We start from the raw sequence: 22,813 nt of genomic DNA on the forward strand, positions 1-22,813 counted from the left end.
AAGCAGTTCCTCCCGAGTGCGGGACTCCAGCCAGCCGTCCAGCAGCCGAGTGCGCGAGGCGGCGGCCGATCGCTGCTGCGGTACGGATTCGGACTGCCTCAGGAGGTGCTGCCGGTGACGAAGGCGGCGAGTGCCCCGGTGAGCAGGGCCCAGGCCACCGCCGCCCAGCCGTGGCGGGTACCGCCGATCAAGACTGTGGCCGCGGCGACCGTCGCACCGGCTGTCATGGCCCGGGGGCTGGTGGTGAACGCCCACCGTCGCCGGGCGCTGCCCGGATGCCGGAGCTCGGTGATGGCCGTGCGGATGACCAGGGCGGCGATGACGATCACGGGCGCCAGCAGTGAGGCATCGCCGCCGGCCATCAGGTGGGCTGCCCGCCCGTACGAGCAGTGGTGCCCTCGGCAGCCGTGTCGTGCTGGTAGATGTCGGGGATGCCGTCGTTGTCGGCGTCGAGGTTCTCCGCCTCGTACAGGCGCCGGTAGACCGTGTTGCGCCGCCGCAGCAGGACGGCCGCGAGGACGGCGGCGATCAGGGAGGCGACGAGGACGGCGGCCTTGACATGCTCGGCGATCTGGCCGCCGGGGAAGGCGAGTTCCCCGATCAGGAGGGCGACGGTGAAGCCGATCCCGGCCAGCACCGACAGGCCCAGGACATCGGCCCAGGCGAGGTCGGGGTTGAGTTGGGCGCGGGTGAAGCGGGCGGCCAGGTAGGTTCCGGCGAAGATGCCCACCGTCTTGCCGACGACCAGGCCGATCACGACACCGAGGGGTTCGGGGCTGGTGAACACCGCGCCCAGGGCAGGGCCGGAGATGCTCACCCCGGCGGCGAACAGCGCGAACAGCGGAACCGCGATGCCCGCGGAGAGCGGGTGGACCAGGTGCGAGACCCGGGAGGCGGGAGAGAGCTCTTCGCCCGGGTCGCGGGTGGTGCGCAGGATGAGGCCCATGGCGACTCCGGCGACGGTGGCGTGGACGCCGCCGTTGTACATCAGCGCCCAGATCGCCAGCCCGAGGGGCACGTACCACCACCAGCCGCGCACCCGCAGCCGCTGCAGGAGGTAGAAGAGGACCAGGCCCGCGACGGCTCCAGCGAGTGCCCACAGGTTCAGGTCGGAGGTGAAGAACACCGCGATGATCAGGATCGCGCCCAGGTCGTCGACCACGGCCAGGGTCAGGAGGAAGGCGCGCAGCGCGGCCGGCAGGTGCGTGGAGAGCACCGCGAGGACGGCGAGGGCGAAGGCGATGTCGGTGGCCATGGGGACCGCCCAGCCCGCCCCGCTGCCGCCGCCCGCCGCGGTGGTGGCCAGGTAGAGGGCGGCGGGTACGGCCATCCCGCACACCGCGGCGATGACGGGCAGCGCGGCGGTGGCCGGGGTGCGCAGTTCACCGACGACCAGCTCGCGTTTCAGCTCGATCCCGGCGACGAGGAAGAACACGGCCAGCAGCCCGTCGGCCGTCCAGTGCCCCACGGACAGGTCCAGGCCGAGGGCCGGTATCCCGAAGTGGAAGTCGCGCACGGCCGCGTACGCCGCGCCCCACGGGCTGTTGGCCCAGATCGGCGCGAGGACGGCTGCGCCGAGGAGGACCAGGCCGCCGACGGTCTCGGTGCGCAGGGCGCGGGTGATTGCCTGCCGTTCGGGCAGAGGGAGCAGTCCGAGGAAGGGGGAGCGGGTGCCGGCCATGGCAGTGGGCCTCCGGTGCGTCAGCGAGAAGAGGGCACACTGCCCCCAGGACGCCGACCAGACTTCCCGGCACACCGCGCGCCACTCTTGACGCGTTCTTTACACCGTATCCACCGGTGGGCGGGCTGTCTGCCCCGCACGCCTCCGCAAGATCACATCGGTGTCAGGTTGTGATCAGCCCTGGCGGGAGGCGTACCACCAGGCGGCGACGGCGGCGAGCACCAGTGAGGCGGCCGCGTACGGCTCGGGCCGCTCGGCGGGCATCGTGTAGAGGGCGGCGCCCGCGATCGTGAGGATCGCGCCCGTCACCAGCAGGGGCGAGGCCGGACAGCGAGCGGGGCGGCGGGTCACCGCGGGTCAGGACCCGGCAGGTGCGGCCTGGTGCAGGCGCGTACGGAGCGTTTCGGCGAAGTCCTCGGCGCGGGCCAGCTGGACGCGGAGCTTGTCGACCTGCTCGGTGGCGGCCTGCTCGTACTCGCGCACGCGCCCCAGCAGGGCCTCGCGCTCACCGGGGTCGAGGCCGGGATCGTCATCGAGGCGGTCGGTGGCATCCAGGAGGTCGCGCATCTGGTCGAGGGAGAAGCCGAGCGGCTTCATGCGGCGGATGACCATGAGCCGCTGCACGTCGGTCTCGGTGTAGAGGCGGAAGCCGCCCTGGGAGCGGGCCGAGGGAGCGACCAGACCGGTCTCCTCGTAGTGCCGGATGGTGCGCAGCGACAGCTCCGTCCGCGCGGCGACCTCGCCGATCTGCATGTGCCTGTCGTCCACGCCCGCAGTCCTGGCCCTTCTCATCGTGGCGGGCCGCGCCCCGTGCGACCCCACCGATCTCTACTCTAACGTTAGGGTAGAGTTGCTGGTGGCGAGGGCGGACCGTGTTGCCCTGCTACTGCCGTGTCGGGGCCGACGGTGCCCCCGGCGAAGATCCGATTCTTGCAGGAGAGAGCGTGCGCGAGCCCATGACGCTGATCGCCGCCGCCTGCCCACCGTGACGCTTCGCCTCTGGACGTGAGTCGCCCTGCCGCACGCCGCGCAGCCCGACTCCGTCCCGTTCTTCGGCTTCCGGGCCCGCCCCGTTGCGGGCCGCCCGCGGGGTGCCGGCCCGGCCCTTCCGCGTTCTCCCGCACGCCCCTGGCCTGCCCTGAGCAGGGTGTGCCCGAGCACGACAGGTACCTGCTTCCTTGTCTTCTTCCGTTGTGTCCCCTGCCGCGCGACTGCGCGGCCTGCGTCCGGACTGGCTGAACAACCCGAAGGTCTGGCGTACCGAGGTGCTGGCCGGCCTGGTCGTCGCGCTCGCGCTGATCCCGGAGGCGATCTCCTTCTCGATCATCGCCGGTGTCGACCCGGCGGTCGGCCTCTTCGCCTCGTTCACCATGGCCGTGGTCATCTCCATCGTCGGCGGCCGACGGGCGATGATCTCCGCCGCCACCGGCGCCGTCGCCCTGGTGATCGCCCCGCTCAACCGTGAGCACGGCTTCGGCCACCTGGTCGCCGCGGTCATCCTGGCCGGTGTCATCCAGGTGGCGCTCGGCGCGCTCGGTGTCGCCAAGCTGATGCGGTTCGTGCCGCGCTCGGTCATGGTCGGCTTCGTCAACGCCCTCGCCATCCTGATCTTCATGGCCCAGGTTCCCGAAATGACGCACGTTCCGTGGGCGGTCTACCCGCTGATCGCGGCGGGTCTGGCACTGATGGTGTTCTTTCCGAAGGTCACCACCGTGATCCCGGCACCGCTGGTCTCCATCGTCATCCTGACCGTCATCACGCTCGCGGCCGCGGTCGCCGTGCCGACTGTGGGGGACAAGGGCGCCCTGCCGTCCTCGCTGCCCGTCCCGGGTCTGCCCGACGTGCCGTTCACCATGGACACCCTGACCACCATCGCCCCCTACGCGTTCGCGATGGCGCTGGTCGGCCTGATGGAGTCCCTGATGACGGCCAAGCTCGTCGACGAGATCACCGACACCCACTCCTCCAAGACCCGCGAATCGGTCGGCCAGGGCATCGCCAACATCGTCACCGGGTTCTTCGGCGGCATGGGCGGCTGCGCCATGATCGGCCAGACCATGATCAACGTGAAGGTGTCCGGCGCCCGCACCCGCCTGTCCACCTTCCTCGCCGGCGCCTTCCTCATGGTGCTGTGCATCGTCTTCGGCCCGGTCGTCTCCGACATCCCCGTGGCCGCCCTGGTCGCCGTCATGGTCATGGTGTCCTTCGCGACCTTCGACTGGCACTCCATCGCCCCCAAGACCCTCAAGCGGATGCCCGCCGGGGAGATCGCCGTCATGGTCATCACCGTGATCTGCGTGGTCGCCACCGACAACCTCGCCATCGGCGTCGTCGTCGGATCCGTCACCGCGATGGTCATCTTCGCCAAGCGCGTCGCCCACCTCGCCAACGTCACCGCGGTCACCGACCCCGACGGCAGCACGGTGGTGTACGCCGTGACCGGTGAGCTGTTCTTCGCCTCCTCCAACGACCTCGTCGGCCAGTTCAACTACGCCACCGACCCCGACAAGGTCGTCATCGACCTGTCCGCAGCCCACATCTGGGACGCCTCCTCGGTCGCCGCCCTGGACGCCATCGAGACCAAGTACGCCCAGCGCGGCAAGAGCGTGGAGATCATCGGCTTGAACGACCCCAGCGCCGACCTCCACGGCAAGCTCACCGGTGAACTGAGCAGCCACTGACCGCAACACCGAGAACGGAGAAGGACCCCGACCGATGGTCGGGGTCCTTCTCCGTTCTCACAAATGAACATCTGTGAGAGTTCTGCGAGAACCCTCGGAGTGATCACGTTTCCGCAGGTCGCCGCTCGCAGAAGTCCTCTCGAAACCAGCACGTTGTGCGAGGCACTTCTGAAAGACTCCCCGCAGGGATCTCACGCCCGATCAGGCCGCATTGGCGGTGGAACGTCACGACTGACCGAACTGTGACGCGCCCGCCGGCAGCGCCTGCCGCACCCGGGGCGGGAAGACCGCCGCGAAGTACCACACCCCGCGCTTCGTCCTCGTCCCCGCGCTCCGCGAGGAACTGGAGATCCCGGTGCCCGCGGACCGGCTCCCCGGCCGCGCGTGGAAGCAGGGCTCCGCGCTCGCCGTCGTGCCCGCGCCCCGCACCGAGCGGCCGGTGCGGAGCGGGTACGCCCGCACGTCGACCGCTCGGCAGGAACCGGCGAGCCAGCTCGAAGCCCTTCACCGGGCGGAGTGCCACAAGATCTTCAAGGAACAGATCAGTACCCGCATCAAGGTGCGGCCGGAGCTGGAAGCTGCGCTCGCGCTGGCCCGCCAGTTCAAGGAGGCGGCGCCCGAGACGCCGGTGATCTTCACGGTGCACGAGCTGAAGCGGCTCGCGCGCAACGCGGCCGAGCTGGTGACGCTGTCCGCCGAGCTCCAGGCCAGCGGCATCCGGCTCGAACTCCTCACCGGCCCGCTCACCGGGATCTACGACCCCAACGGCATGGGCGCGATGTTCTTCGCCGTGCTCGCCGTCGCGGGACAGATCGAGCGCAACTGCATCCGGGGAGAAGACCCTGGAGGGCCAAGTTGCCGCGGCGGCCAAGGGCAACCACGGCGGACGGCCGAAGGTCATCGACGACGACATGCTCACCTTCGCCGTCTCACTGAAGAACAAGGGCGTCCCCGTCCCAGAGATCGCGAAGGAGCTCACCACCAAGACGGGGAAGAACGCGGGCAAGAACCCCTCGGTCGCCTCGCTCCACCGGGCGCTCGCCGAGGCCGAAGAAGCCAAGGCGGACGACGGCCTGCCGCTGCGGCCCAAGCCCGTCCGCATCCGCCGGCCCGGGGTCCAGGGCTCCGGCATGAAGCAGGTATGACCGTTTTTTGATCACGGAATGGCCAGGATTCGCAGGGGCCGGGTGGCGTCGCGGGCGTTTCCTCTGAGAGCTGTGGCGATGCTGCGGAGACCGGCCAGGCGAAGGGCTCCGATGGCGAGGTTGCGCCAGGTGGCCATGGCGCGGGGCGCGTTGCCGGTCCGCAGCTGTGAGGCGTCCTCGGCAAAGGTCGTGTCCCTCACGTGATGGAGCGCCTCTACCGACCAGTGGCCGCGGATCAAGGACGCGAGCTGGGCCGGATTGGCCTGCTCGGCGGTCAGGCTGGTGACCGCGTACACGGTCTTGGTGCTGACCTTGCCGGTCTTGCGGTTGACTCGGCGCCGCTTGAGTTCGATGGCCTGGGCGGCGCCGGGGAAGAGCAGGCCGGCGACAGTGCAGACCTTGATCCGGCGGATCTCGCTGCGGCCGTGGCCGGTCCCGACGGTGCGGTTCTGGAGTGGGATCTGCTTCCAGGGAAGGGACTTCATCTGCTTGCGGAGCTTCTTCTGGTTTCCCTTGACGATGACGATGTAGTGGGCGCCCCGGCCTCCCAGGTACTCGGCGTGCTCGCGTTGGGTATGCATCGCGTCGCTGGTCACGACCGCTCCGGTCAGGTCGATGGCATCCAGTAGTGGCTGGTAGCAGGTGATTTCATTCGTCTTTGTCTCAACGTCGACCTGGCCCAGGACGGCGGAAGTGGCGTGGTCGACGGCCGCCAGCAGGTGGATCTTCCGGTCGTGCGCGCGGGCGGCGCCGCGCAGGGATTTGCCGTCCACCGCGATCGCCCGCAGCAACCGCTCGCTGGGTTGCGGGCATCGGGCGGACAGCCAGCTGCCGACGGCTCGGTCGAGTACGTCACCGTCGACCTGGGCGAGTACCCGGCGGATGGTGGCCTCACCAGGGGCGTGGTGTTGGCCGGTGAAGGGGTCGCAGCGGGCACCGAGCCGGGCCAGGACCGACTGCGAGGCGTCAGCCGCCCACTCACTGATCGCCAGCAGAGAGGTCGCGCCGGTCAGGACCGCAGCGGCGCAGATGGCGAGCACGCCGACCAGGGGGTGAAGCCGGCCCCGTGGGTCACGGGGGTCCGTCACCGTCGCAAGGCAGGTCAACAGGCCCGGGCACTCCTCAACCGACAGAGACGATGCGGTGGCGAGTTGGTCAAGCGAGGCGGGCATGAGGGATGATTCGGCAACGGCAGGCACGGTCTTCCAGCAGGATCATGGGACGTAGACACTCACATGATCGCCGGTGACCGTGCCTGCCACATTTCGTCACGAACCCTCCCAGCAAGGCAAGTTGGGGTGAACACCCTCAAGTCACCTTCGTGCCGATGCCCTGGCCCGGGGACCTGCTCACGGCCGAGGAGATCGACCTCCGCGAACGGCTCCGGTTCCAGTCGCACCCGAATGCGGAGATCCGCAGCTAGAGACCATGATCAATCTCAGCGCCAACGGCTGTACCGATGTTCCTACCGACGCCGGCTCAGCGCTACGCATTACTGACTGTTCCGCCGGTTCCCACGGCCGGTCATCGCCTGGCAGTGACTTTGTTAAAGCTTGATATCCCACCTTTGGTTAAAGCGAAAAGCTTCGTTGCAGTCCCATATTTGGAGAACTGCGCCCGAAGGGGGAGGTTTGTTGATTGTTGGGTTGCGGGCGTCAAGACACTTGCCGCTCCACTTGTTCACTATGATCCAAGTGTCGTCGCTGGCAGGGTTCTTGTAGTTGATCCATGGGGTCCAGGTTTGGCTCGTGTCGCTGCGACAGTCGTACATGACGACGGGCTCGCCGTTTCCAGCGCCCCAGACGTCCAGGCACTTGCTTTCCCAGTAGTATGACCGGATGTGGTAGCCGCCGCCTGGTACACCGACGAACTCAAATGTGTTACCGGTTCGTGTCAGCGTAAGGCCCTTTCCATTCATGCAGGTCGGGCTCTGACATCCACTGATGGTTCCGTATAGGCCTGACGCGTTGTTCACCAGAAGCGTCGAGGGGGCCGCCTGGGCCGGGCTCGGGGCGATGAAAACGCTCGACGTGATTAGCGCAGCTAGTAGAAGGCCATGCTTTCTCATCACACTCTCCCCATCGGGGTGACTGCGTTCTTTTTCACTATTGCACGGGAGGGTAAGGCAGGCACCAGGAGCGGGTCGGGTGGAGAGCAGCGGAACCCGAACCGCTCCGGAGCCAACTCGGGGATCAACGGCACGGCGATGAGGCCGAGGGGCGTCGACGGCGCCCATCTGTTTGCACCCGCACCCCCCGGCACCTGTCACCACGAAGTCGCTCAGCTATCACAACCAGACCGGAATCCGGCTGTTCACCGGAGCCGACAACCACCCTGGGTGACACTCCGGCCGCATCGCCGTGGAATACGTGACATCCCAACATGCGGGCCTACCAGTCCCGAGGCCGGGTGCAGCTGCCGGCCGGGAAGGCGTTGACGGTCCGGACGGCAGCCGACGTGTTCCTCGATTCGCTCGGCAACCCGAACACGGTCCGGAACTACGGGATCGGGGTCGGCAAGACCGCCGAGCGGATCGGCGAGGGCCGGCCGTTGGCGTCGGTCGCGGACGACGAGATCGGCGAAGCTCTCGAACTGCTCTGGGGCGCCGCGGCGGTCAACACCTGGAATTCCCGCCGGGCGGGGGTGCTGTCCCGGCTCGGCTGGTGCCGTGAGCGCGGCTACGAGGGGCCGATGGTTCCGGCGTGGGAGAAGCGGCTGGCGGTGCCGGACTCCGAGACCCCGGCCCGCTCGAAGACGGCGATCGACCGGCTGATCGTCCGGCGAGGTGCGCCTGCGGGAGAAGACGCTGTGGAGGATGCTCTACGAGACCTCGGGCCGAGCAGAGGAGATCCTGGGCGTCAATATCGAGGACCTGGACTTCGCCGGGCGCCGTTGCCCGGTCAAGGCGAAGGGCGCCCGGACCAAGGCCCGTCCGTGTCAGCGGCTGCGAAGAACGGTGCCGTCCGTCTGTACGTGGCTGAGGGCGCGGCTCCCCGCGCGGCCGGCTGCCCCAGACTTCGGTACGGACGACCTGGCCGCCCGGCCTCGACGGACAGGAACGCTCGGTCACCAGGCATCATCGGGCAACACCGCACGGACAGGAGCATCTCCATGGCCACCCCAACCCCGCCGCAGGGACAGCCACCGCACCATCCCCACCAGCCGCCCTACCCGGCACGTCCCTACGGGCATCAGCCGCCCTACCCGCCGCATCCCGGGATGCCGCAGCCCGGGATGCCGCAGGCACCGGGTGCTTGGCCTTGGCCGCCACCGCCGGTCAAGCCCGGCATGAGTACCGGAGCGAAGGTCGGCATAGGCTGCGGCGCCATCGTCGGCGCGCTCGTCCTCATGTCCGGGTGCGCAGCGATCCTCAGCGCCGGGAGCGGCAACGGCACAGGCGGCGAGAGACAGACCCGTGCCACCGCGCCGTCCGCGGCCACGAAGGAGAACAACGAGACTCCGCCGGTCACGCTGACAGCGGAGAAGGCCGTATTCAAGCCGACGTCGCTGCACGACGGCAGCGACTACACCTCGGTCCAGGTCACCGTCGTCAACAACTCCGATGACACGGTTTCTGTCAACCCGCTCTACTTCGAGGTCACGGACTCCGACGGCGTTAAGCACTCCGCCGAGATCTTCGGCGCCGACGACAACCTTCAGGCAGTCAAGCTCTACAAGGGCGAGAAGGTCACCGGCACCGTCACCTTCAAGGGCAAGATCACTCCCGCGAAGGTGTACTTCCGCAAGAACGGATTCAGCACCACCTACAGCGCCCCCGTCGAGTAGTGCTGCCGCACGGAAGGGCCGGACCCAAAGGCAGTGGGTCCGGCCCCTTCCTCATTCTTCCAGCCCGGCTGGCCGACTCGTCGATGGTCCGTCAGGCAGATCGGCCGAAGGCGCGCGGGGCACCTCCACCCAGGTCGGCGACCGCTCGTGCTTGTCCGGCATTCGGTTCACCAGGTGAGGGGCGGACTGAGGCGGTACGGCGACGAGCGAGCTGAGCTGCTATTCGGCCGTCGGCTCGATGTACGTGTTGTCGAACCAGTCGATGAACTCGCGGACGGTGCCGATCTTGGCGACTCGGGCATGCAGTGCCTTCTGGTCGTGCCCGGCCAGGAACCAGCCGCCGGCGACCGGTTCACCGCAGCCGCAGCCGCACAGGCGGGTGTCGTGCGGGGAGTCGAAGTAGGTGATCGGGTTGCGGGTCGACTCCACGGGAGGCTGTCCTCCGACGTAGGCGTCGTAGACCTCGTCGCTCGGCTTGAGGAACCTGCCCTCGATCGCCTTGCGTCCTCCGGCCACTGGAACCAGCTTGTCGATCTCGATGGCCATACGGACTTCGCCTTCGCAGGAGAGCAGCGCGTACTGCTCCTTCTCCGCGCGTTCGCCAAGGACCCAGCAGCCTCGGTTGGCGCGGAAGAGGGATTCGTCGTCCATGTTCGGGTCCCAGCCGACGTGATCGCGGCCCAGCTGGTCCTCCTTCGGGTTGACGTAGCGCATCCGCCCGAGCGTGATGTGGATCATGAGCCGCCCCCAATAGATGGATACTCAGGGCTCCTTGCCCTGTGGACTATTGAGCATCCTGGCAGGTTGACTTGATACCTTCAACCCCTAGGATGCCAGGCCTTCGGCTATGCCGAGAAGCGTGCAGCAACACCGGCGCTGGGGATCAATCGTGCGGCCATTGGCGGTAGAGGCAGTTGCGCATGCCGGCCGAGCGGACGCCGCGAGACGCTTTCAAAAGCATCGACGAGACGGTGCAGCAGGCTGGCTGGCCCCGCTTGTCCAGGTAGTGGTGAGCGCGTCAGCCCTTCCCGTTCTGTCTGAGCACCATCTCCTTCAGACACTTCTCCAAGGCATCCGCAGCACGTCCCCCGTCGACCAACTGGTACCGGTACGGCTCATGGCGGTCCGCCCGGCCGCCGGGCTGACCGGGCTGCTGAATCAGGCTCTCGAAGGTGCCCAGGCGCAGCCTTCTCCGCTGCGGTCGGCATGCGGCGGATCAGTCCGGGTTCTATGAGCGTCTGACAGCGGTCCTCGTACGAGTCCCGGAGCAGGTGGAAGTACTCACGCTTCTTCGCATACAAGTAGTTGCCGGACTCCTGATGCTCGCCAGGGAACCGGAGTCGCAGGAAGCGGAGGCGCACGACCGCCGGTTCGTCCCCCCTGCCGCGCCTGGTTGCCGACCGTCGCCCAGCAGGGCCGAAGGGCCCTGCGGGCCGACCGAACGGGTCCTCCCGGAGAGTGCCGACCGGCCCGCCACCAGGGACTGTTGCGGCCGGGCACGGCGGGACGCGAGTGACAGAGTTCAAGTGCTCCCCGAGGCGCCCCCAGCGGACGCCCGGCCAGCCTCACGTCCTTGTGCCGCGCCCGTTGAGCGCACCTTCCTTCTCACCTTCGGGGGACCCCATGACCTTTCACGTCGACTCCGAGACCGGCCGGCTGAAGCAGGTCATCCTGCACCGGCCCGACCGCGAACTGACCCGCCTCACACCCACCAACAAGGACGCGCTCCTCTTCGACGAGGTGCTGTGGGCGAAGCGTGCCCGCGAGGAGCACGACGCCTTCGCCGATGTCCTGCGGGACCGCGGAGTGCGCGTGCACCTCCTCGCCGACCTGCTCACCGAGACGCTGGACGCCGTCGAGGCGCGGCAGCTCGTCATGGACCGGGTCTTCGACGAACGCGAGTTCGGCGTCCTCGGCACCGACCGGCTCCGCACGTACTTCGACTCCCTGGAGCCGGCCGCACTGACCGCCTGCCTCATCGGCGGCGTCACCAAGGCCGAACTGCTGGAGCGCACGGGCCCGATACCGAGCGTACGACTGCACGCCATGGCGCCCGACGACTTCCTCCTCGCGCCGCTGCCCAACCACCTGTTCACCCGCGACACCTCGTGCTGGGTGTACGACGGCGTGAGCGTCAACCCGATGAACAAGCGGGCACGGCGCCGTGAAACGGTTCACTTCGAAGCCATCTACCGACACCACCCCCTTTTCGAGAAGGGGGAGTTCCACCGGTGGACCGACGGGCAGGAGGCCTATCCCGCCACCATCGAGGGCGGCGACGTCCTGGTCATCGGCAACGGTGCCGTGCTCATCGGCATGAGCGAGCGCACCACCCCGCAGGCCGTGGAGAACCTCGCCCTGCGCATGTTCGCGGCGGGTTCCGCCCGGCGGGTCGTGGCCATCAGCCTGCCGAAGACCCGCAGCTTCATGCACCTCGACACGGTCATGACCATGGTCAGCGGTGACACCTTCACCCGCTACGCAGGCCTCGGCATGCTGCCGTCCTCCACGATCGAGCCGGGCACCGGCGGGGAGGGGCTGAGGGTCACCGACCACGCGCCCGAGCACATGGACCAGGCCATCGCCGATGCGCTGGGTCTGCCCTCCATCAACGTCCTCACCCCCAGCCAGGATCTCCGGTCCGCCGAGCGGGAGCAGTGGGACGACGGCTGCAACGTGCTGGCCGTGGAGCCCGGTGTGGTCGTCGCCTACGAGCGCAACGTGACCACCAACACCCACCTGCGCAAGAGCGGGATCGAGGTGATCACCGTGCGAGGCAGCGAACTCGGCCGGGGCCGTGGTGGCCCGCGGTGCATGACCTGCCCCATCGAGCGCGAGGCCGCCTGACCACCCCGCCCGCGCCCCCTCATCCGCCCGCCGCACACACCCCGTACATATCAAGGAGCCTGCCATGCACGACGACCTGCACCAGCGCCCGTTCGTGAAGGAACTCGACTTCACTCCCGAGGAGTTCCGCCACCTGCTGGAACTCTCCGCCTCCATCAAAGCCGCCCGCCGCGAGGGACGCGAGGAGCAGCGGCTGCGCGGCAAGAACATCGCCGTCATCTTCGAGAAGACGTCGACGAGGACCCGGTGCGCCTTCGAAGTGGCCGCGCACCGGCAAGGCGCGCACGTGACCTACCTCGACCCGGCCGGCTCCCAGCTCGGGCACAAGGAGTCCATCAAGGACACCGCCCGCGTCCTCGGCCGCTACTACGACGGGATCGAATACCGGGGCAGCGACCAGCGCCTGGTGGAGGAGTTGGCCCGGCACGCCGGCGTTCCGGTCTGGAACGGCCTGACGGACCAGTGGCACCCCACCCAGTCGCTCGCCGACGTGCTCACCATGTGGGAGCACACCGACAAGCCGCTGAACCAGGTGTCCTTCGCCTACCTGGGCGACGCCAGGAACAATGTCGGCAACTCCCTGCTGATCGTCGCGGCGATGCTCGGCATGGACGTACGCATGGTCGGCCCGCGATCCCTGCACAACGCGTCCGATGTCGTCGACCAGGCGCGGCGGGCGGCGGCCCTCAGCGGCGCGCGGATCACCCTGACCGAGAACGTGACCGAAGGCGTGGCCGGCGTCGACTTCGTCTACACCGACGTGTGGCTCTCCATGGGAGAGCCGCCGGAGATGTGGGACGAGCGCATCGCCGTGCTCAAGCCGTACCAGGTGACAACGAAGACCCTGGAGGCGACGGGCAACCCGGGGGTCAAGTTCATGCACTGCCTTCCGGCCTTCCACAACAGCGACACCACCGTCGGGGCCAAGATCGCTGCGCGGACCGGCATGACCGCACTGGAGGTCACCGACGAGGTCTTCGAGTCCTCGCACTCCATCGTGTTCGACCAGGCCGAGAACCGGCTCCACACCATCAAGGCTGTCCTCGTCGCCACCCTCGGCGACTGAACCGGCATCCCCTCGACCTCCGGAGAACACGTCATGCGTGTAGTCGTCGCAGTGGGCGGAAACGCCCTGCTCCGCCGCGAGGAGCGGCCGGACGCCGCCGTGCAGCTCGCCAACATCCGCGCTGCCGTGTCCGCGCTCGCCCCCCTCGCGCACGAGCACGAACTCGTCATCACCCACGGCAACGGGCCGCAGGTCGGCGTACTCGCTCTCCAGAGCGCCGCCGACCGCTCCCTGAGCAGCCCCTACCCCTTCGACGTCCTCGGCGCGGAGACCCAGGGCATGATCGGCTACTGGCTGCTCCAGTCCCTGCAGAACGCCCTGCCCGGACGGCAGGTCTGCGCCCTGCTCAACCAGACCCTCGTCTCCGCGGCCGACCCCGCCTTCACCGACCCGGCCAAATTCGTGGGCCCCGTCTACGACCGGACCGAAGCGGAGCGACTGGCCGTCGAACGCGGCTGGACGGTCAAGCAGGACGGCGCCCACTGGCGACGCGTCGTACCGTCCCCCCGTCCGCAACGCGTCGTGGAGACCCGGCTCATCCGGCTGCTGCTGAACTCGGGAGCGGTGGCCGTGTGCGCCGGAGGCGGCGGCGTGCCGGTGATCCGCGACGAACAAGGGCAGCTGACCGGCGTCGAAGCCGTGGTGGACAAGGACCTCACCGCCGCCCTCCTGGCCGAGGCGCTCGACGCCGACGCGCTCCTGCTGCTCACGGACGTTCCCCACGTGTCGCTCGGCTACGGCACCCCCTGCGCAGAGCCCATCGGACGGACCACGCCCGCGGCCCTGAGAGCCCAGCAGTTCCCCGCCGGATCCATGGGACCCAAGGTCGACGCCGTGTGCCGGTTCGTCGAGCTCACCGGCGGCATGGCGGCCATCGGCGCTCTCGAAGACGCCCGAGCCATCCTCGACGGTGCCACCGGCACCGTCGTCACCCCCAACGGCCGCTATCGCGACGCCGACCACGACGGAACACAGGACCTGACATGACTCTGCAGAGCGCACCCGCATCCCCCCAGCCGGCCCGGGCGAGAACGGACTCCGGCGCGCCCGACGGCCCGCGGCGGCGGCTTTGGTTTCCGTCCGCCTTCACCGTCCTGATCGCCGTTACCGTGGCGGTCTGGTCCCTGACGTTCGTCATCCCCGCCGGCCGCTACGACACCAAGGACGGCAGCCCCGTCCCGGGCACCTACCACCCCGTGGAGCTGACCACCGGCTTCTGGGAGCGGCTCAAGGACCTGTTCCTCTCCCCGGTCAACGGTCTGTACGGCGTCACCGACGCAGGGACCGGCCTCACCGCACCCGGCGGGACCGGCGCTTTCGCGGGCGCGGCCGGAGTGTTCCTCTTCATCCTGGCCGTGGGCGCGTTCATCACCGTCACGATGCGCACCGGGGCACTGACGGCGGGAGTGGCGCGCCTCGCGCAGCGTCTGCGCCACCGCAGGACCCTGCTCCTCGTGGTCCTGCTGACGGTGTTCTCCCTGGGTGGGACCACATACGGCATGGCCGAGGAAACCCTCGGTTTCTACGGGTTGATGATCCCCCTGATGCTGGGCCTGGGGTACGACCGCATGGTCGCCGCGACAGTCGTCATGGTGGGAGCCGGGGTCGGCACCCTCGCCTCGACCGTCAACCCCTTTGCCACCGGGGTGGCCTCCGACAGCGCCGGCATCGGCACGGGAGAGGGCATCGTCCTGCGACTGGTGATGTGGGCCTGTCTGACTGCGCTGGCAGCCGCATACGTCGTGCGCTACGCCCGCCGCGTCACCGAGGACCCCTCCCGGTCACTGACACCCCTCACCGAGGACGACCTCCGCATCAAGAACGAAGGCAGCGGCGCGGTGAAGCTCACGAGCCGCCAGCGCACCGTCCTGTGCCTCTTCGCGGCCACCTTCCTCTTCATGATCTTCGCCGTCGTCCCCTGGTCCGATCTGCACGTCACCTTCCTGCCCACCCTCGGCTGGTACTTCCCCGAACTCGCCGCCCTGTTCATCGTCGCGGCGGTCGCCGTGGGGCTGGTCGGCGGCCTGGGCGAGAAGGGGACGGTGAACGCCGTCACCGCCGGCGCAGGGGACTTCATCGGAGCGGCGATGATCGTCATGCTGGCCCGGGGAGTCACGGTGATCATGAACAACGCCAGTGTCACCGACACCATCCTCGACGCCTTGCAGAGGACGGTGGCCGGCACGTCCTCCGGCGTGTTCGCCGTCCTGATGTTCGTGGTGAATCTCCCGCTGGCCTTCTTCGTCCCCTCCTCGTCCGGCCACGCGGCCCTCGCCATGCCCATCCTCGCTCCCCTGGCCGACTTCGCCGGGGTGAGCCGGGCCCTGGTGGTGACCGCGTACCAGTCGGCTTCCGGATGGGTGAACCTCGTCACGCCCACCTCGGCCGTCGTCATGGGAGGCCTCGCCCTGGCCAAGGTCCGCTACGACCAGTACCTGCGCTTCATGGCACCGCTGATGGGCGCCCTGCTGGTGGCCGTCGCCGGATTCCTCGCACTCGGTGCGGCCGTGCGCTGAATCGCCACGGGTCAGGCAGGTGGCCGGCTGGTCGGTACATCGCCCAGCCGGCCACCGTCGTGCGCCTGGTACGACGCGGGCCTCATGGCTCTGCCGGACGGGGCCGACAGGCCCCTGGGCGCCCCCCTCTGATCCGCGACAGTGAGATGCGGCGGGGCAGGGTGCCCGTAGCCGCTCAAGGAGGTGGGCCTCATGCCCGGACTGCTGGCCATCGGAGCCATTACATCCATCGGCCTGGGTGCGATTCTCGTCTTCGCGGTGGACTGGCAGTGGGACAGCGCCGACCGGCCGCTGGTGGGGCTGATCATGATGGCGGTGGGGATGCTCGCCCTGCTCGTCGCCACCCGCATGTCCGACCACGACTCCCGTGCGGGGAAGATGCCGTAAGGCGGGATTCGCCGGGTCGAGGACGCTGAGCCCCGCCAGGAGATGGGTGGAGTCGCTCAGGCAGCCATCTGGTGGGGCGCCCGCCCCAGCGGATGGCTTTCTCGCTGCGGACGCGGGCACGCTCGCGGCGTCGGGCGGCCCACGCATCGGGGGGTGGGGGTCGGGTCGGCGCAGGCGGGCGTGCAAGGCCCGCGTCCGGACGGTGTGGTCGGGTGGTGGGTACGGGCGGGGACGAACTGCCGTAACGGTCCTTCCCCGGCTGGCCTGTGGACCCGGAACGGTCGCGCCATCCCGCCCCTCGCCGCGCCGGCCGCCGTCCCTTCCGACCGGCATGACGAGCAACCGGCCGACCACTGCGGTCACAGCACATCAGGAGCCCTCGTCGCGCAGCTGCGCGACGAGGGCTCCTGATGTCAAGGGACGACGGCGTCCGCCGAGGGGCCGCGGCCGCGGCGGGACCGGCCCGCCGTGGCTCGTCCCGCGTCCACGGTGCGGCCCGCGACGGTCAGAGGTGAGGGACGACCGCCACGGGCGTGGTGGCGTGGTGCAGCACCGCGTGCGTGACCGGGCCGATGTGCGCTCCGATCGCCGCCCGGCGTATGCGCCGTCCGACGATCAGCAGCGAGGCGTCCTTCGACGCTTCCACAAGATGGCCCGCGGGCCGGCCCACCATGCACTGCTCCTTGACCTCGACGTGGGGGAACTTGCCGCGCCACGAGCGTAGTACGTCGGTGAGCGCGCCTGCCTCACGCAGTCCCAGCGCGACACCGTGGCCAGGGTCGTGCGCCGCGGGGTCGTACCCGTCGACCACCGGTACGCTCCAGCCGTGCACGACCCGCAGCGTGGCCGCTCGGGCAGCGGCTGCCTCGAAGGCGTACGCGAGCAGCTCGTCGCACGGCCTGGAGAGGTCGAGGCCGAGCACCACGTCGAGGTACTGCCCCTCGCGGTCCCCGTTGTCGCCGGTCCCGGGCCGCAGTTCGTCCTCGGCCCGCTCACCGGCCCGTACGACGACGACCGGGCGCTCGGCGTGCGCGATGACGGGCAGGGACACCGATCCGGCCAGGAAGCCGGCCAGGCTACCCAGCCCTCGTGAACCCACGACCAGGACTTCCGCCTTCTCGGCGGCGGCGAGCAACACCTCCGCAGGGCGGCCGTACACCTGCTCGACGGTGATCTCCAGGCCGGGGTGTCCCTCCCGCAGCCGGTCGGACGCGTCGCGGGCGATCCGCTCGGCCCAGTGCTGCGTGACGGTCGCCCCCTCACCCGGCGTGGTCTCCCGGCCGGTGAACGGGGCGTGGGCGACGGCCGTTGACCAGTCCTGCCAGACGTGCAGGATGTGCAGGGGCAGACGGCGCATCCGCGCCTCGCAGGCGGCCCACTCCGCGGCGGCCAGCGACTCGGCCGAGCCGTCCACAGCGGCGATGACGGTACGTGACATGTTTCCTCCGGGCGAAGAGTCTTCGGATGGTGTGCGGGGGTGGGCCGGGGACCGGCTGCCGGCGCGCGGCACGTACCGCGGCCTGCGGGCCGGTCCCCCGGTGCGGTCCGACCGGCCGGGGCTGGGGCCGCGGCGGGCCGTGTCGCCCGGAACGTGCTACCGGGACGGCGTGATCAGTCCGTAGTGGCCGTCGTAGCGGTGGTAGAGGACGCCGCCCCGGCCGGTGGCCGTGTCGTTGAAGAAGACGAAGGGCAGCCCGGTGAGCTGCAACCGTGAAACGGCCTCGGCCACACTGCTCGTCGGCACGGGAACCGTGCTCATGTCGGGCAGACCGTCGACATCCCGTTCCCGGCCCAGGGGTCCCAGCGAAGCCATGCGATGCCGCCCGGTGCGGACGTCGCGGTAGACGACGCTGTCGCGCCCGGAGGCCAGGTCCGTGAAGAGCCAGAAGTCGTGGTCCATGGCTTCCAGGTCGATCACGGCGTCCTCGGGCGTCTGGTGGACCAGGCTGAAGGACTTGTGCCGCACGATGCGGCGCTCCTCGGCGGGAAGATGATGACGGTGCGGACGGTGGTCGTGCCCTGTGCCGTCCCACCATGTCCGGGTGCGCGGGCCGTTGCCGTGGAGGCCGTACGCCCCGTACCGCCGTGGCCGGGCGAGCCGGGCGGCCAGGCGCTCCTGCAGGAGGTCGACCGCTTCGAACATGGTGCTCGCGGTCACGTGGGCGCGTATCATCCGGCCGTTGACGTCCACCACGGCCTGAGCCGTGGCCGGACGGTTCGCCGACGTGTTGACGGCTTGCGTGAGCGTCACCCGCACGGCCGGCACCGGTTCGCGCACGTGGCCGATCACCACGAGTATCTTCTCCTGGGCGTACACGTCCGCGCCCTCGGGCACCTGCCCTCGGTTGCGGACCTGGACGTCGACTGTCCGGCTGGTCTTGAGACCGGTCATGAGAACTCCTCCTCGATCGCTCCCAGCCTGTCTGTCGGCGGCCGCTCCGGGGCAGAGCCGTCCGGGCCCCGCCACGGCGCCACTGGTACCCGCACCACCCACGGACCCGGGACTTCCGGTCGGCCGGGCAAGGCCGTTCGGCCTACAGACCACGGACGGGCAAGTCGACGAGCCCCGGCCCGACATCGCGTGGTGTCCCGGACGGGCAGCACCGCTCGGGCCGGCGCTTCCAGGTCGCCGCGCAGGGCCGAGTGGAGGGGAGCGCGGCAGCGAGCGCGCCCTTCCGCTCCCGCCCGGCAGCCCGGCAGCCCACGGCGCCCAGTCGCCCAAGTGCACCGGCAGGGGCGGGTGGTCGGCGAGGGCGTTCCCGAGGAGCTGTCGGGCGAAGGGGGCGTACTGGCCGCTGTGACCGTCGCCCTTCAGCCGGCGGAAGAGCGCCGTGATGTCCCGCCCCGCTGAAGCTGAACGGAAAATCGAACCTCAGCCGGGCAGGCGGCAGCGTCCGTTCCGCGGAGCGGGACGGACGTCGGGAACGAGGAGTGCGGTCAGGCCGCAGTAGTGGGGGCGGCGAGGGTGACCTGGTGGCCGAGGGCCTGGAGCTGGCGGACGAGGTCGCGGGTCTTGCGGGCGGGGTTGAGATGTCGCTGGTGCCAGTCGGCGCCGAGTTCCTGGTAGCGGGCGTCGGGGTCGTTGATCAGGTGCCAGGTGATGACGAGTATCGAGCGGGCGACGGCGACGAGGGCTTTGGCGTGGCCGCGGCGTTTGACGATCCTGCGGTAGCGGGCGCCGAGGAAGGTGTCGGTGCGGGCGGCGGCGTTGGCGGCCTCGCCGAGGGCGCCCTTGAGCCAGGGGTTGCCTTTGCCGGCTGGGCCGGTGGTGTTCTTCGCTCCGGACTGGATCGTGCGGGGGCACAGCTTCGCCCAGGAGACCAGGTGCTCGGGGGTGGGGAAGCGGCTCATGTCCAAGCCGATCTCGGCGAGGATGATCTGGGCGGTGGCCGGTCCGATGCCGGGGACCGCGTCCAGACGCTCGGCCAGTTCCCGCGCGGTCACAGCGTCACGGGCTGACGACGTGCTGGTGTCGTCTGTGCGGGGCGGTCCGGTTCCGGTGCCGTCGTGCGGGGCCCTGGTCTGTTCCATGAGGTCGGCGATCAGCCGGTCGAGTTCCCGGACCTGCGCGGTGAGGTGGTCGATGGTGCCCAGCAACACTCCCAGCAGGCGGCCGTGATGTTCTTCGAACTGCCCGGTGAGTGCCTCGGCCAGGGCCGGCTTCTTCTTCACCAGGCTCCCCTTGGCGAGATCCGCCAGAGCTCGGGGGTTGCGTTCACCGGCGGCCAGGGCGTCGAGCATGGCCCGGCCGGAGAGGCCGAAGAGGTCCGAGACAACGTCGGACAGCTTGATCTGCGCGTCCTGCAGGGCCTTGTCCACCCGGTGCTTGTGCCGGGTGCGTTCCTGGATGAAGACCGTGCGGGTGCGGGTGAGGTCCCGTAGCTGCCGGACCGGCTTGGGCGGTACGAACGAAGCGCGGACCATGCCGCGTTCGGCGAGCTTGGCCAGCCAGACCGCGTCCAGCTTGTCGGTCTTCGGCCGGCCCGGGACGTTCTTCACATCGCGGGCGTTGACCAGCCAACATTCCAGGCCACGGGCCTCCAAGAGGTAGAAGAAGGGCCGCCAGTACGAGCCCGTCGCCTCCATCACCACCCGCTGGACACCCTGGCAGACCAGCCGGTCGCCGAGCTCGAGGATCGCGTTCGTGGTGGACGCGACCGTCCAGACCTGCTGGACGCGCCGGCCTTCAATGGTGTCGTGCGGGACGCGCAGACACACCATCCCGGACGCCTTGGCGATGTCGATCGCCGCGACCCGGGCAACACTTCCGTCGTCGTGGTCCTCCCTGGACTCCTCCATCGTCTTCCTCCCCTTGCGCAAGGTGCGGGCGGGGGCTGCCCGGGAAGCCTGAGGGGAGACAGAGAAGCTGAACGGCGTGCTCGAGACGACAGTGTGCGGCCCCTCGGACGGCTCCCTCACCAGACTCCTATGCTGGCTTACAGCCCAAACATCAAGCGGCGTCGGCGGACAGCCCCCGTACCGATTTTCACGCTCGCGAGGCGTCAACCGCAGGTGAACGGCTGACTCCTATTGGCCGTGGTCGCTCTCGCGGTCGGCCGTCAGCCGGTTCACCACACCCACCACGCCGTCCACGCGCCATGCGGCTCTGATCAACGCCGTCGTATCGAGGGCCGGTTCGGGCGCGCCCACCATGGTGACCATCCCGTCGCGGACGTCGATGCGGAGCCCGTCGATGCGGTGGGCGGCCGGTGCCCGGCCGGAGACGGCGCCGGCGACGTCCGCGAGGATCTCCTCGTCCGTCCTCAGGAAGACGCGCAGCAGATCACGTCGTGTCGTGATGCCGACGAGGCGGTCCTCCTCGTCCACCACCGGCAACCGGTCGATGTGGCGGCGTTCCATGATGCGCGCGGCGTCGACGACGCGCTGTTCGGGATGCACGGTGACAGCCGGGCTGGTCATCAGCTCGCCCGCCGCCAGTGCGGGTCCCCCGACGGGGTGGGTGTCGGCCGGCCGTCGCAGTGTCCACGCCATCCGGCGCCGACCCGGTCCGTCCTGGCCGCGACCTGCCCGGTGCCTGGTGAGGTCTGTCCGGGAGACCACTCCCATGACCTTGTCGTCGTCGTCCACCACCGGCAGGCCGCTGATCCGGTGGGCGGTGAACACGCGGGCCAGTTCTTCGAAGGAGGTGTCCGGGCGTGCCTGGACCACTTCGCTGGTCATGACTTCGCCCACCGTCCGCTTTCCGACCACGGTGCTCATCTCCACTCGTTTCGCAGATTTCCGGATGCCGCCGAAGGCGACCCGACCTCTGACTGCGCCGACCGCTCTCGCAGCGCGCCGGGGCCGGAAGCCACGGGGTGCTCCTCATGCCTGCCGTCGCTTCCAGCGTGGTGCGCAGGACGCGCAGGGGACAGAACCGGTCAGGACCGGTACGCAGGGCCGTTCGGCCCGCGACAGTCCGGGGCCGGGCGGGGCCCGTCGGAAAGAGGGCCCAACGGCCCTGGGGTGCCCCCCGTTCGACCCTGCCCCCGGCGCGGCAGGGCCCCCAGGCTGGCACCACTCGCATCGGCACCTACGGGAAGGGCGGCGGAGATGACCGTACGCATCGGAATCAACGGCTTCGGACGCATCGGCCGGAACTACCTGCGCTGCGTCATGGAACGCGCGGAGGCGAGCAGCGGCACCCCCATCGAGGTGGTGGCCGTCAACGACCTCGCCTCCCCGGCTGCGCTGGCCCATCTGCTCACCTACGACTCCACCTACGGCCGGCTTCACCGCACCGTTGATCACGACGGCGAATCCATCACGGTGGACGGTCACCGCATCGCGGTCACGTCCCGGCGCGACCCCGCCGACCTCCGGTGGGACGCGCTCGGCGTGGACGTCGTCATCGAGGCCACCGGCCGCTTCCGCACCAAGGAGGAAGCCGGTCGGCACCTGACGGCAGGAGCACGCAAGGTGCTGCTGTCCGTCCCCGGCAAGGGCGTCGACGCCACGATCGTCATGGGCGTCAACGAGTCCGCGTACGACCCGCGCGTCGACCACGTGATCTCCAACGCGTCCTGCACCACCAACTGCGTGGCCCCCATGGTGAAGGTCCTCAACGAGCGCTTCGGCATCGTCAAGGGACTGATGACCACCATCCACGGCTACACCAACGACCAGGTCGTGCTCGACGGCCCGCACAAGGACCTGCGCCGCGGCCGCACGGCCGCGGTGAACATCATCCCGACCAGCACCGGCGCCGCCCGCGCCGTCGGCCTGGTACTCCCCGAACTCGCGGGAACCCTGGACGGCATCGCCGTGCGCGTGCCGGTCGAGGACGGCTCGCTGACCGACCTCAGCCTGGTGCTGGCACAGCAGGTGTCCACACAGGACGTCAACGACGCTTTCCGGGAGGCTGCCGAGGGACCGCTGAAGGGCGTCCTGAGGGTGAGCGACGCCCCGATCGTCTCGCGCGACATCGTCGGCGACCCCGCCTCGTGCATCGTGGACGCCCCGCTGACGCAGGCCCACGGGGACCTGGTCAAGGTCTTCGGCTGGTACGACAACGAGTGGGGCTACACCAACCGTCTCGTCGACCTGACCCAGTACGTCGCCACGCTGCTCGACGCCCGGTGAGCGGCCGGAGACCATCGGGCCCCGTCGAGGGACCATCGGGACCTCCGCCGAGGGCGCGTCCCGGGCAAGGCTGTAGGTGACAGCACGGAACGGGTGGCCACCCCGGTGGCCGGCCACGTGAG

At 69.6% G+C, this 22,813-nt stretch carries 20 protein-coding genes and 3 pseudogenes; 11 read left to right on the forward strand and 12 right to left on the reverse strand.

Annotation, left to right across the window (positions count from 1 at the left end):
- Positions 1-98: 98 nt before the first annotated feature.
- The 4 genes from OG332_RS40995 to OG332_RS41010 form a co-directional block, all read right to left on the reverse strand.
- Positions 99-362 (reverse strand): hypothetical protein, encoded by a 264-nt coding sequence (locus OG332_RS40995; RefSeq protein WP_327418210.1) that lies wholly within the window; start codon positions 360-362, stop codon positions 99-101.
- Positions 362-1,681: a Na+/H+ antiporter NhaA gene (nhaA, locus tag OG332_RS41000; RefSeq protein WP_327418211.1), complete on the reverse strand. Its 1,320-nt coding sequence runs from the start codon at positions 1,679-1,681 to the stop codon at positions 362-364. Before nhaA ends, OG332_RS40995 begins: the two co-directional genes overlap by 1 nt.
- Before the next feature lie 174 nt (positions 1,682-1,855).
- Positions 1,856-1,990: a hypothetical protein gene (locus OG332_RS41005; RefSeq protein WP_327418212.1), complete on the reverse strand. Its 135-nt coding sequence runs from the start codon at positions 1,988-1,990 to the stop codon at positions 1,856-1,858.
- Positions 1,991-2,038: 48 nt separating this feature from the next.
- Entirely contained in the window at positions 2,039-2,449 is a 411-nt protein-coding gene (locus tag OG332_RS41010) for a MerR family transcriptional regulator (protein WP_327418213.1), read from the reverse strand.
- A 410-nt stretch (positions 2,450-2,859) separates the two neighbouring features.
- Between OG332_RS41010 and OG332_RS41015 the strand changes: the two genes are divergently transcribed.
- The 3 genes and pseudogenes from OG332_RS41015 (at position 2,860) to OG332_RS41025 (ending at position 5,507) form a co-directional block, all read left to right on the forward strand.
- Complete coding sequence (locus OG332_RS41015; protein WP_327418214.1) at positions 2,860-4,362, forward strand: SulP family inorganic anion transporter; 1,503 nt, start codon at positions 2,860-2,862, stop codon at positions 4,360-4,362.
- A gap of 289 nt (positions 4,363-4,651) precedes the next feature.
- Positions 4,652-5,134: pseudogene (locus tag OG332_RS41020) on the forward strand (recombinase family protein); the annotation flags it as partial.
- A 139-nt stretch (positions 5,135-5,273) separates the two neighbouring features.
- Positions 5,274-5,507 carry a hypothetical protein gene (locus OG332_RS41025; RefSeq protein WP_327419592.1) on the forward strand — a complete coding sequence of 78 codons (234 nt, stop codon included), beginning with the start codon at positions 5,274-5,276 and terminating at the stop codon, positions 5,505-5,507.
- Between the two features lie 11 nt (positions 5,508-5,518).
- Here the strand turns inward: OG332_RS41025 and OG332_RS41030 are convergent, their stop codons facing one another.
- A complete protein-coding gene (locus tag OG332_RS41030) occupies positions 5,519-6,679 on the reverse strand; it encodes an ISAs1 family transposase (protein WP_442816266.1) in 1,161 nt (386 codons plus the stop codon).
- Positions 6,680-7,053: 374 nt separating this feature from the next.
- On the reverse strand, positions 7,054-7,575 hold the full coding sequence (locus OG332_RS41035) for an RICIN domain-containing protein (protein ID WP_327418215.1): 522 nt from the start codon (positions 7,573-7,575) through the stop codon (positions 7,054-7,056).
- 314 nt (positions 7,576-7,889) lie between these two features.
- On the opposite strand from OG332_RS41035, the pseudogene OG332_RS41040 reads away from it, so the two are divergent.
- Positions 7,890-8,439, forward strand: a pseudogene (locus OG332_RS41040) (site-specific integrase); the annotation flags it as partial.
- Positions 8,440-8,795: 356 nt separating this feature from the next.
- Positions 8,796-9,293, forward strand: coding sequence for a DUF4352 domain-containing protein (locus OG332_RS41045; protein WP_327418216.1), 498 nt, complete (start codon positions 8,796-8,798; stop codon positions 9,291-9,293).
- Between the two features lie 219 nt (positions 9,294-9,512).
- Here the strand turns inward: OG332_RS41045 and OG332_RS41050 are convergent, their stop codons facing one another.
- Positions 9,513-10,031 carry a hypothetical protein gene (locus OG332_RS41050; RefSeq protein WP_327418217.1) on the reverse strand — a complete coding sequence of 173 codons (519 nt, stop codon included), beginning with the start codon at positions 10,029-10,031 and terminating at the stop codon, positions 9,513-9,515.
- Between the two features lie 885 nt (positions 10,032-10,916).
- Between OG332_RS41050 and OG332_RS41055 the strand changes: the two genes are divergently transcribed.
- The 5 genes from OG332_RS41055 (at position 10,917) to OG332_RS41075 (ending at position 16,109) form a co-directional block, all read left to right on the forward strand.
- A complete protein-coding gene (locus OG332_RS41055; RefSeq protein ID WP_327418218.1) occupies positions 10,917-12,140 on the forward strand; it encodes an arginine deiminase in 1,224 nt (407 codons plus the stop codon).
- Between the two features lie 64 nt (positions 12,141-12,204).
- Positions 12,205-13,206: an ornithine carbamoyltransferase gene (argF, locus tag OG332_RS41060; protein WP_327418219.1), complete on the forward strand. Its 1,002-nt coding sequence runs from the start codon at positions 12,205-12,207 to the stop codon at positions 13,204-13,206.
- A 33-nt stretch (positions 13,207-13,239) separates the two neighbouring features.
- Positions 13,240-14,193: a carbamate kinase gene (locus tag OG332_RS41065; RefSeq protein WP_327418220.1), complete on the forward strand. Its 954-nt coding sequence runs from the start codon at positions 13,240-13,242 to the stop codon at positions 14,191-14,193.
- Complete coding sequence (locus tag OG332_RS41070) at positions 14,190-15,722, forward strand: YfcC family protein (RefSeq protein WP_327418221.1); 1,533 nt, start codon at positions 14,190-14,192, stop codon at positions 15,720-15,722. The genes OG332_RS41065 and OG332_RS41070 overlap by 4 nt, the downstream gene beginning before the upstream one ends.
- Before the next feature lie 192 nt (positions 15,723-15,914).
- On the forward strand, positions 15,915-16,109 hold the full coding sequence (locus OG332_RS41075) for a hypothetical protein (RefSeq protein WP_327418222.1): 195 nt from the start codon (positions 15,915-15,917) through the stop codon (positions 16,107-16,109).
- A gap of 76 nt (positions 16,110-16,185) precedes the next feature.
- On the opposite strand, the pseudogene OG332_RS48015 reads toward OG332_RS41075, so the two are convergent.
- The 5 genes and pseudogenes from OG332_RS48015 to OG332_RS41095 all read right to left on the reverse strand — a co-directional run.
- A pseudogene (locus OG332_RS48015) lies at positions 16,186-16,396 on the reverse strand (IS630 family transposase); the annotation flags it as partial.
- Between the two features lie 218 nt (positions 16,397-16,614).
- Positions 16,615-17,547 carry a universal stress protein gene (locus tag OG332_RS41080; protein WP_327418223.1) on the reverse strand — a complete coding sequence of 311 codons (933 nt, stop codon included), beginning with the start codon at positions 17,545-17,547 and terminating at the stop codon, positions 16,615-16,617.
- Between the two features lie 156 nt (positions 17,548-17,703).
- A complete protein-coding gene (locus OG332_RS41085; RefSeq protein ID WP_327418224.1) occupies positions 17,704-18,501 on the reverse strand; it encodes an HPF/RaiA family ribosome-associated protein in 798 nt (265 codons plus the stop codon).
- Positions 18,502-19,046: 545 nt separating this feature from the next.
- Positions 19,047-20,408: an IS110 family transposase gene (locus tag OG332_RS41090; RefSeq protein WP_327411792.1), complete on the reverse strand. Its 1,362-nt coding sequence runs from the start codon at positions 20,406-20,408 to the stop codon at positions 19,047-19,049.
- 228 nt (positions 20,409-20,636) lie between these two features.
- Entirely contained in the window at positions 20,637-21,329 is a 693-nt protein-coding gene (locus OG332_RS41095) for a CBS domain-containing protein (protein ID WP_327418225.1), read from the reverse strand.
- Between the two features lie 333 nt (positions 21,330-21,662).
- On the opposite strand from OG332_RS41095, the gene gap reads away from it, so the two are divergent.
- Positions 21,663-22,691: a type I glyceraldehyde-3-phosphate dehydrogenase gene (gene gap / locus OG332_RS41100; RefSeq protein WP_327418226.1), complete on the forward strand. Its 1,029-nt coding sequence runs from the start codon at positions 21,663-21,665 to the stop codon at positions 22,689-22,691.
- Positions 22,692-22,813: the final 122 nt, after the last annotated feature.

It is taken from the genome of Streptomyces sp. NBC_01233 (assembly GCF_035989305.1).
Lineage (GTDB): Bacteria > Actinomycetota > Actinomycetes > Streptomycetales > Streptomycetaceae > Streptomyces.

Bases quoted from the DNA above. Each gene is read 5' to 3' on its own strand.
- OG332_RS40995 (WP_327418210.1), bottom strand. From the start codon at position 362: ATGGCCGGCGGCGATGCCTCACTGCTGGCGCCCGTGATCGTCATCGCC.
- OG332_RS41075 (WP_327418222.1), top strand. From the start codon at position 15,915: ATGCCCGGACTGCTGGCCATCGGAGCCATTACATCCATCGGCCTGGGT.
- OG332_RS41030 (WP_442816266.1), bottom strand. From the start codon at position 6,679: ATGCCCGCCTCGCTTGACCAACTCGCCACCGCATCGTCTCTGTCGGTT.
- OG332_RS41095 (WP_327418225.1), bottom strand. From the start codon at position 21,329: ATGAGCACCGTGGTCGGAAAGCGGACGGTGGGCGAAGTCATGACCAGC.
- OG332_RS41070 (WP_327418221.1), top strand. From the start codon at position 14,190: ATGACTCTGCAGAGCGCACCCGCATCCCCCCAGCCGGCCCGGGCGAGA.
- gap (WP_327418226.1), top strand. From the start codon at position 21,663: ATGACCGTACGCATCGGAATCAACGGCTTCGGACGCATCGGCCGGAAC.
- OG332_RS41080 (WP_327418223.1), bottom strand. From the start codon at position 17,547: ATGTCACGTACCGTCATCGCCGCTGTGGACGGCTCGGCCGAGTCGCTG.
- OG332_RS41050 (WP_327418217.1), bottom strand. From the start codon at position 10,031: ATGATCCACATCACGCTCGGGCGGATGCGCTACGTCAACCCGAAGGAG.
- OG332_RS41045 (WP_327418216.1), top strand. From the start codon at position 8,796: ATGAGTACCGGAGCGAAGGTCGGCATAGGCTGCGGCGCCATCGTCGGC.
- OG332_RS41025 (WP_327419592.1), top strand. From the start codon at position 5,274: ATGCTCACCTTCGCCGTCTCACTGAAGAACAAGGGCGTCCCCGTCCCA.
- OG332_RS41085 (WP_327418224.1), bottom strand. From the start codon at position 18,501: ATGACCGGTCTCAAGACCAGCCGGACAGTCGACGTCCAGGTCCGCAAC.
- OG332_RS41065 (WP_327418220.1), top strand. From the start codon at position 13,240: ATGCGTGTAGTCGTCGCAGTGGGCGGAAACGCCCTGCTCCGCCGCGAG.
- OG332_RS41090 (WP_327411792.1), bottom strand. From the start codon at position 20,408: ATGGAGGAGTCCAGGGAGGACCACGACGACGGAAGTGTTGCCCGGGTC.
- nhaA (WP_327418211.1), bottom strand. From the start codon at position 1,681: ATGGCCGGCACCCGCTCCCCCTTCCTCGGACTGCTCCCTCTGCCCGAA.
- argF (WP_327418219.1), top strand. From the start codon at position 12,205: ATGCACGACGACCTGCACCAGCGCCCGTTCGTGAAGGAACTCGACTTC.
- OG332_RS41055 (WP_327418218.1), top strand. From the start codon at position 10,917: ATGACCTTTCACGTCGACTCCGAGACCGGCCGGCTGAAGCAGGTCATC.
- OG332_RS41035 (WP_327418215.1), bottom strand. From the start codon at position 7,575: ATGAGAAAGCATGGCCTTCTACTAGCTGCGCTAATCACGTCGAGCGTT.